This window comes from Mycoplasma anseris ATCC 49234, assembly GCF_000702805.1.
Lineage (GTDB): Bacteria > Bacillota_I > Bacilli_A > Mycoplasmatales > Metamycoplasmataceae > Metamycoplasma > Metamycoplasma anseris.
In genome coordinates this window covers 1-10762 of record NZ_JNJX01000003.1, presented here as the reverse complement: position 1 = coordinate 10762, position 10762 = coordinate 1, and the positions used below count along the sequence as shown (strand labels likewise).

Genomic DNA, 10762 nt, shown 5'->3' with positions numbered 1-10762 from the left:
AGAAATCAAAAATATGATTTTTAAATATTAAAAGAAAAAGCCAACAGTGTTGTTGGCTTTTTTATTGGAAATTGTATAATTCTTTTAATCCTGCTTTTAATATTGCAATTGCTTCTTCAGGAGCATTGGCGTTATATTTTATTAAAGCATTTCTTTCAATTTCTTTTAATCTATTTAATTTATTTTCATCTAATTCAAAGATTTTAAAACGATATATGTATTTAGCTCATATTTTATATTGAGTATGAATTGTATATTCATTTTGTTTGAAAACAGCAAAGTTTGGATTTTTATTATCTAATTCACTTTCGTTTTCTTTTCATGAACCAAATTTTTCATCATATTTTCTTTCTCCATAATGGAATAATTGACCTGCAGTTTCTGTTCTTGGAATTGTTAATTGTGGAAGAACAGCAAAAGTTTTTGAAGTATTAGCAAATTTGTCATTCAACATTTTTAAGGTTGTAAGTAGATCGGCTGTTTTATTAGCGGTCTTATAAAATCCAGGGAAATACCCTTCATTAAAAATAGTTAATTCAAAATCATTACTTGAATTACGCATTGTTTCAAAAGTATGATTTGTGTTATGCAACATTGTAATAGCAGTTCATAAAGAACTTGCATTAGCTTTATTAGCTGCTACCATTGAAGTTATTTCATAAATTCTAGATCTAATGTATTTACCAAATGAAGTACCATCATTTGTTTTTTCAGCTTTTTCTTGAACAACATTTAGAATTTTATTATATTGAGGAGTCATATCATCAGCAACAGTTGGTTTTCATGGAATTGGGTTTTCAGTGACAAAGTATTGATAAAAATCAAATATTTCTTTTTCAACAGAATTTAATACTTTTTTAACATTTTCAACTTGAGTTGTTCCTGTAGATTTTGCTGATCTAATGAAATCATTTTTGATTGTATTTCAATTATTTAATTTGGTTAATAAATCATCCAATGATTTATATGATTGATATACATAAGGTAGAAAACCGTCAAGAATTAAGATGTGGTTAATAGCTCTAGATTGAGCATTACCTCTTGAATCTTTCATATCATATATATAATTAAAGGCATTATCTCTTGTTAAATAATTATTAGGAGCATCAGGTGAATCTAGTTTTGGAATAAACATGGAAACAGCTTCTTTATTTAATCAACCATATTGCCCTTTGCTTACATTGGTTGAATAATAAGTTCTAAAGAATCTACTTACTAATTCATCAATTTCATATCCAACATCTCCAACGGTTGTGTAGCTTATAAATCTTTCTAAATAAATAGTTGCATATTCAATTGTTTTTTGAAGTACTTGAATTCTTAGATTGATATTTTCATTAGGCGCTGATTTAGTTTGTTCAAACAATCTAGTTAATAATTCGTGTTGTTGGTTAAAGTAATTAATGAAATTATTCAATCCGCTTCTTAATGAACCAGCAATATCACTGTTATAAGTTGGGTTTGGTAATAATGAACTTAATTTATTCTTAATTGTTGCTAATTGAATCTTAGTAGAACCCAACAAAGTAGTAGTGTAATTTCTTGTTGCCACTGAGTTTAATTGTTTTAAAGCATCATCGACTAGTGCTCTAGTTGAAACTAAATTTCTTAAAAGCTGCTCATCAGTTTCTAATGTTGTTAAAGTATTATTAGGTGTATTAGGGTTTATTGCAACATTTTTTTGTGTTTCAGTAGCATTTAATCCCTGAGTAATTTGATTTGCAATATTACTTGCTGTTGTTGGTAAGATTGTAAGTACTAAGTTTGATAATTTATTTCATTCAGTTTCTAGATATTCAGTAATTGCTTTATGCATTAGTACACCTTGAGATGTAATTAAAGATGCATTTTTTTCATATTTATCTTCAAATTTTTGAGTAATGTTGTCTAAATATTGAGTTCTGTTTCGGAAATTATTATTTTTAGCTAAGAATTCAGCAAACCCATTGCCTTCATCAAATTTGTCACTAATCATTTTTCCTATTTCCATATCTTTTAATAATTTTGTATATAGTTCATCGACTGAAGAATCAGCATCAACACCTTTAATTAATATTGGTTGCATTGCCTTAACATATGAACCCATTATAGTGTTATATGGTTCTTCTGTGTAATTAGAGCTAATGAAATTAAATTGTTTTCTTAAATTTCAATATTTTGAAATGGTTCTTGAAAATTGCTCTAAACCTTGTGCTTTTTCTAGACGATCATTTAATAAATCAAAATTACCATTTTTAATTAACATTGTATATTCTTTTATGTAAGAAACAAATAATTCAGTATATTTCATAGATAAATCTTCTGATTTTCATGTGAAATGACGTTTAATTGGATGAGTTTTAAATAATCCTATCATTTGATTATTTGCATCAAATAATTTGCCTTGCAACTCTTCAATGGCACTTCAAACTTTCTTATATTCTTCTAAATTTCTTGGAGAATCATTAAATTTATTGCGAGGAATAGTTTTAAAATAAGTATTAAAATTTGTATTTGGATAAGCTCTATTAGTTAATCATGGATTTTTATTATATTCATTTGAAGCATCTCATAATGTTCTTCATTGTGCCAAAGCATTATCTAGCATTTGTTGTTTTAGGGTCATTGCTGTAATCAATTTATCTCTTTGAGCAATTTTATTAGCATTTGTATTAGTTTGACCTACACTTTCAGTTGCCTCTGTATATTGAGTATTTAATGAAGTTAAATATTTCTCATTGTGAGGATATGTTCTAACTTCTTCAATTGTTCTATTAGTATCTTGAACAGTTTTATTTCAGGCTTGACCAATAATAGAATTATTAAATTGTACTAATTGATTGTATTTCGCTAAAATAGCGTCTGCGCTTAGATTATCAACCGAACCACCATAATTAGTATTGAATTGATCTCTAAAGTTGCTTTGTAACGTTGGGTCATTGTTTACTTTATTGTTAATAAAGTCAGCTGTTTCAGTATGAAGATTATTGTATTTTTGTAAAGCAAGGGCTTTGTAATCGTTTTTAGCTTTAGTTAATGCACTTGTTAATTGTGAAATAACTTGTGCATATTTTTGCATTATTGATTCATAACCATGACTTAAATCAGGATTATTGTTATTGGTTTGAGTATTTGCTTGATTATAAGCAGTTAACAAGGTATTTTTAATTTGATCTGCTTCAGGTTGAGGCAATGAATCCATAAAACTTTTTGCATCAGTTAATAATGCTGTAAGTTTTCTTTGTTCAGCTAAAAAATCCTCGTGTTTAGTAGCTTTTGTTTTTAGATCATTAATTAAATCAGCCATTAATGTTTTAGTTGAAGCTAATTTTGATAATTGGGTTTGATCTGATTCTAAAACGCTTGAATATTCAGTTAATTTACTTGTTAAATTATTAGCATCAGTAGTTAAACCAAGGGTTTTTAATTTTTCTATTAAAGCAGTTTGATTTTTGTTATCTCTACTTCATTGTTTAATAACATTTCTTTCAGCATCAATAGCGCTATTTAATGAAGAGGTTAATGTGTTTTTATTTTCAATAATGGTATTTAAATCAGCATTGCTTTGAATTGCTTGCGCATTTTGTTTATTGGTTGTTAAAGTGGCTTTAGCTGGTGTTTCATTAGTTAATAAAGGTAATGTTTCATTTGCTTTGGCAATAACACTTTGTAATTCATTGTGAAATGCATTTTTAAAGCTTGTTAGATCATTTTGGTATTTGGCTCCAGTTGATGTTACTAATTCTGCTAATCTAGTTTGTTTAGTTTTTGCATTTTCTAAACCAGTTTGTTGTTTTAAATTGCCATATTCTCTTTCAGCATCACTAATTTCAGCCTTTAATTGAGATAAAGTTGATTGAATTGCCGGATTTTGGCTATTAGTAATATCTGATTTTGTAGCTAGTTGTTTCATTTTAGCAATAATAGCTTCAAGTTTAGCAGCATTAGTATTATTTTCAATTTCTAAATTACTACTTTGAATTGCTTTATCTAATTTATCAACTTTGGCTAATAATTGGTCTAATGAGTCATTAGTATGATTTGTACCAACTTGAGTAATTAACCTTTCTAATGCTTCTTTTGGCTTACTTAAATAATTTGAATTCATTTGAGGTAATAATGAATTAGCAGTATTAAGTTTTGAATTAATATCTTCAATTAATTTATTTTTTAATGCTTCTTCTGCTCATGCAACTGAATTGGTTAATTTATCTTTTAAATCTTTTAATTCAGCAGCATTTAATGTTGAAGCATTTTTTGCTTTTTCAACCAATTTTTTATATTCATTTTTCTCGGTTGAATTATCCAATTTATCAAATAATCCATTTCCTTTTTCAACTAGTTTATTGATTTCATCAATGGTTTGTGATTTAGTTGGAATTGCATTAATTTGTTGGTCAGCTTTAGTAATTGCATCTTGTAATTCTTGATTATAAGCATTTAATTGCTCAACACTTAAAGCTTTTAATCCATTTTCATCATATTTCTTTAATAAAGTTTGATATTCTTGGGTGTTATAGCCTTCATTTCTTAGTTGTTGTTCTTTAGAAGACAATGTTTGTTTGCTTTGTTTTACTGTATCTAAAGCATTTTTGTAATTTTCATACAATGTTTTTGCTTCTTCAAACTCAGTAGTTAAAGCATTAATTGTTTCAGTATATGAACTTAAATCTAAATCCTTTTTGTCTTTAATAGCGCTTAATTCAGCAATTTTATTTTTAAGTTGTTGGTTATTAGTTGAAAGTTGTGCATTTTTTGTATTAGTGAAATTACTAATATGATTATCAGCAGCTAAAAATTGATCAATCTTACCAGTTAAGTCATTTGCCTTGGCAATTAAAGCGTTAGCTTGATTATCCTTGATTATTTGTTTGGTTTCATCATATTTATTCTTAATATTATCACTAGCAGTTTTTAGATCATTACCAGTTGCTTCTGGGTTAGTTATGTTATTGTTTGAAACTACATCATTTAAAGCTTCTAAAGCACTAGTAATAGTTTGTTTAGCTTCTTTTGATAAAGCATTGTCATTTAAATAACTTTTATCGCCAATTAAAGCATTTGCATTTGATTTTAATTGATCATATCTTGCTTTTTCTAGTTCTTTTCAATCGTTTTTGGCTTTAGTAATAGCATTAGTTAAATTTGAAATTACTTCATCATATTTAACTTTAACTTCATCATATCCATTACTTAAATCAGGGTTGTTATTATTAGTATCTGTATTAGCTGTTTGAATAGCTTGTTTTAGTTTATTAATAACATTTGAAGCAATCTCATTATTAATTAAACCGGCTAAATCATTTGCCTCAGTTAATAAACTACTTAATTTATCTTGTAATTTCTTAAATGTAGTATGATTACTTGCCTTGGTTTTGGCATTAGCAATTAGATCTTCCATTAATTTCTTGGTTGGTGCTAATTGTGCTAATTGGCTGTCAGCTGATTCCAAAATAGTTGAATATTCAGTTAATTTACTTGCTAAATTATCAGCTTCACTAGTTAGTCCAAGTTTTCTTAATTCATTGATTAAAGTAGTTTGGTCTTTATTTGCTATGCTTCATTCTTTATAAACATTTCTTTCAGCTTCAATAGCATTATTTAATGATGAAGCTAATGTATTTTTATTTTCAATAATGCTGTTTAAATCACTATTGTTTTGAAGTGCTTCAGCTGCTTGTTTATTAGTTGTTAAAGCACTTTTAGCCTCTGTTTCATTAGTTAATAAAGGCATTGTGTCATTTGCTTTAGTAATAACAGCTTGTAATTCATTATAAAATTCATTTTTAAAGCCATTTAAATCATTAAAGTATTTAGTTCCACTTGTTTGTACTAATTTAGCTAAAGCTGCTTTTTTGGTATCTAAGTTTTCAGAACCAGTTTGTTGTTTTAGTGTAGCATAATCTCTTTCCACATCACTAATATCAGCTATTAATTGAACTAAAGTTGCCTTAATTGTTTGGTTTTCACTAGCTTTAATATCAGGGGTTTCAGCAAGTTTTTTCATTTTGGCAATAATTGCTTCAATTTTTTCAGCATTAGAATTGTTTTCGATTTCTTGATTGCTGTTTTTAATTGCTTTATCTATCTTATCTACTTTTGCTTGTAGTTTTTCTAAAGAATCATTAGTATGATCTGTACCAACTTCAGCAATTTGTGTTTCTAAAAATTCTTTTGGTTTGCTTAAGAAATTTGAAGCCATTTTGGGTAATAATGCTTTTGCAGTTTCGAGTTTTGCATTAATATCTTCAATTAATTTATTTTTTAATGCTTCTTCTGCTCATGAAACTAATTCAATTAATTTATCTTTTAATTTTTGTAATTCAGTGGAATTCAATGTTGAAGCATTCTTTGCTTTTTCGGCTAGAGCCGCAAACTCAGTTTTTTGACTAGAATCACCTAATTTATCAAATAATCCATTTCCTTTTTCAACTAGTTTATTGATTTCATCAATGGTTTGTGATTTAGATGGAATTACATTAATTTGTTGTTCAGCTTTAGTAATTGCATCTTGTAATTCTTGATTATAAGTATTTAATTGTTCAATAGTCAATGCTTTTAGTTGTTCTTCAGTGTATTTATTTAATAAAGTTTGATATTCTTGGGTGTCATATCCTTCATTGTTCAGTTTTTCAACTTTATTATTTAATATAGTTTTATTGCTTTTAATAGCACTTAAAGCATCTGAAAATGCTTGGTATTCTTTTTTAGCACTTTCATATTTTTTAATTAAAGTTTGTAATTTTTGGTTATATGGTGCTAGATTGGTGTGATCTTTATTAGGTGATGAATTTAAAGCATTAATTTGATTTTTCATTTCTTTGTTTAAATTACTTAATTCAGAAATTGTATTATCAGTTATATCACTAATGTGTTGGTTTGAAGCAATGAATTCATCAACTTTGGTTGTTCATTCTGTTGAAAAAGAAACAAAATCATTAGTAATAATTAATGAAATTTGATTTTTTGCTTTATTATATCCATCAGTTAAATTATTAGCAGCTTCAGTAATGTGATTAACTTCAGCTTCAGTTAAATTATCGATTGTATTGGTTTTAATAATTTGTTTTAAAGTTTCTAAAGCGTTAGTAATTTTTTGTTTTTGGTCATCATCAATGTTTTTGTTGCTTAAGTATTCATTGTAGTTTCCTAATTCAACCGCTTTAGCATGAATATCATTGTATCTAGTTTCTTCTTTAGCTTTTCACTTAGTTTTTGCTGCATTAATAGCTTTAGTTAATTGTGGAATTACTTCATTATATTTAGCAATTACATTTTCATAACCATCATTTAGGCTTGGGTTGTTATTATTGGTTTTAATATTAGCTGAATCAACTGCAGATTGTAATTCGGTTTTAATATCATTTCCATTTGGAGTAGTAATTAATTTCTTAATTCCATCAGCTTCTGTTAATAATTTTGCTAATTGAGTTTGTAATTTCTTAAATTCAGTGTGACTACTTGGCTTGGCTTTGGCATTAGCAATTAAATCTTCCATTAATTTCTTAGTTGGTGCTAATTGTGCTAATTGGCTGTCAGCTGATTCTAAAATAGTTGAATATTCAGTTAATTTACTTGCTAAATTATCAGCTTCACTAGTTAGCCCAAGTTCTTTTAATTGATTGATTAAAGCAGTTTGGTCTTTATTGTCCAAACTTCATTGTTTATACACATTTTTTTCAGCTTGAATTGCTTCATTTAAAGCAGTTTTTAGATTTTTTTGGTAATCAATAATGCTTTGTAAATCTGATGATTCAGTAATATTTGTTGATTGTGGTTTTATTACATCTAATAATTGTGTTTTCTTAGTTGTTTCATGTACTAAATGAGGTTCTGTTTCAGTAACTTTAGTAATTAATTCATTAATATCATTTAGGTATGATTGTTTAATTTCGGCTAAATATGTGTCATGTTTATTAACAATATCTTGTCTTAGTCTGATCATTTTATCTTTTTTATCAGCTAAATTATCTCCACCGGTTTGATCTTTTAAATCATTGTATTTAGAAGCTAAGGATTGCATATTGGTTTTAATATTAGCAATAGTTGAAGCTAATTTAGTATTAGTTTTAACATCCTCATTTGCTAATAAGGCATTTAATTTATCAACATATTCTAAATAAGAATTAGATTCTTTATCATTTTCAATTTCAAACTTTGAATTTCTAATTGCAAAATCAAGCGCATTTTTTTTAACTAATAAATTTTCAAAGCCATCATTTTCATAATTTGTAATACTATTAATAACATTTTCTAAAAATGCTTTTGGTACTTTTAAAAATGGAGTTGTTAATTTAGCTAATAAACTGTTTGCTTCTTCTAAATTCAATCTAATTGCATCAAGTAGTTTTTTACGTAATGCTTCTTCTCCTTTAGCAACTGAATTAGTAAGCTTATCTTTTAATTTAGTTAATTCTGTTTCATTTAAATTATCTTTATTATCAGCTTCATCTTTTAAGCCATTAAATTCTCTTTTAATTTCAGAATCTTCTAAATGACTATAAATCTTGTCTCCTTTTTCAATCAACTTGTTAATTTCAGCTATTGTACTTTGTTTTGAAGGAGTCTTTTGAATTTCAGCATCAGCTTCTTTAATAGCTTTTTTTAGTTCTTCATCATAACCTTTTAAAGTTTCTAATGTGGTAGTAGTAGTTAAATCGTCATTATGTTTGTCAAAAATGGTTTGATATTTAGTTGTATCAGCCCCCAATTCATTTAATTGGTTAATTTTTGTTAATAAAGCTTCTTTATCTTGTTTAATTAATTTTAAAATGCTATCAAATTCATTATATGTTTCTTTGGTGTTATTTAAATTATCGGTTAAGTGTTTTAAAGCATTGTTATATTCAGTTAAATCAGTTTCGAATTTGTTTTCTGATAAATTCAATTGATCAATTTTGGTTTTGAAATCATTTTTTTCAGAAGTTAAAACTACAACCATTTCATTTGGTTGGTTATGAATTTTTGATGTTGAATCCACAAAGGTTTCAGTTTGTCTAATAATGTCATTTGCATATTTAATAAATTCATTAACAATTATTGCTTTAATTGTATCTTTAGCATTAAGATAATTATCTTTTAGATTTTTATTAGCATTATCTAGTTCTTCAATGCTAATGTTATCAGCATTATTAATTACATCTAATGTATTATCAGCAATCACCTCTTTTAAAGCATTAATAGTATCAGTAATTACTTGTTTTTGAGCTTCACTAATTGTTTTGTTGGTTAAATAAGCATCATCATTAGCTAATTGGTTTGCTAATTTAACTAATTCTAAGTGATCAGCAATTTTACCGTCTTTGATGTATTTTTGATTTTCTGCTTCTGCTCTTTTTAATACTTCTTTTAAAGTATCAATTGCATTATTTACTTGATCGATGTTAGCTTGAGGATCTTCATGAACTCTTAATGCATCTTGAATACCATTTTCAAGAATATTTTTGGCTTCATTAGATACAAAAGCCTCTTTTTTACCATTAGCATTGTTAATATTTTGTCTTAATTTTTCAAGCGCTTCTTCTAATGCTTGATCTTGGTTTGCTTTAATATCTTCTTTAATTTTGTTAATTAAGTCAATTAAAACCGGAATTTCCTCATTCATCTTTTTAAAATCATTTTCAGGTATTTGCTTAATTTTGTCTTTTTCGACCTTAACAGTATTTTTTAATACTTCTGATTTGAAAAATGGATTTGGTTCTAAAGTTGCAATTTCACTTAATAATTCATCAATTTTGTTCTTAATGCTTTCATTTTCTGCTTTTAATTTATTTTCGAATTTTTCAATAGCAGCTCTTAAGTCGATAACTCCTTGAGCTTTATTTAAAATGGTATTTGCATTAGCTTTGACATTATCTTTTACATTTTTTAATTCAGCAACATCATTGGTAAATAGTGGGTTGTTTTGATTATCATTGATTAATTTATTTGCTTTTGCATCTAGTTGTCTTAATTCGGCATCTAAATTAGTTTCAATGGCTTTAGCTAATTTGTCGCTTTGTTCAACAGTTGCTAAACTTTCGTATAGTTCTTTATATTTTAGCTGTCTATCGATTTCCTTAATTAAATTGTCGATTTCAGCTTTATCGCTTTTTGATATACCTTCACTATCTTTTATTGATTCCATTTGTTCTTTGAATTTGTTTAATAATTCCTTAGTTTGATTAATGTATGAATCGAAAATGGCATCAATTTCTTTGATACTTTCTTCTATTTTTTCATTGTCATTTTTAATAATGTCTTCAATTGCCTTAAATTTATCTACTTGACTTTGTAGTTGATTTTCATCATAAAAATCAGTATCATCTTGTTCTTTTAGAAATTTATTTAATTGTTCTAATCCTCTTAACTTTTCTTTAAAAATTTCATATCTGGTTTTTTGCAATAAAACAATTACTGTTCCAATAGTTGAAGTGGCAGTCGCAATAGATAAAACACCTAATATAATTTTTAACTTTTTTTTCATATATAACCTCAAAATTTGTTTTTCTTAAAATATTCAGTATTGTACCAAAAAATATATTTTTTGGTTTATTTGTTAAACAAAAAAAAAAAAAAAAAAATTTTTTTTCAAAAAATCAAGAAAAATGATTGTTTTTCAATAATTTTTAGAAGAAAAAAAGTTGAACTTAATCAACTTTTTTAATTTCTTTTTTTAATTCAAAAGGATTCAATATGGCTCTATTTGTTGAGCACTAAATTTAACTACTAAATAGTATTTGTCACCTTTTTGTGTGATTGATAAAGCTTTTTGATTAGGATTTTTGCTGTTTTGAATTCCAGG

General features: G+C 26.5%; 1 protein-coding gene. It reads right to left on the bottom strand.

What is annotated here, in order from left to right:
- Positions 1 to 61 precede the first annotated feature (61 nt).
- The gene (locus T401_RS06490; RefSeq protein WP_033178629.1) at positions 62 to 10444 is read right to left on the bottom strand and encodes a rhoptry family protein; all 10383 of its coding nucleotides are present in this window, start codon (positions 10442 to 10444) and stop codon (positions 62 to 64) included.
- Positions 10445 to 10762 lie beyond the last annotated feature (318 nt).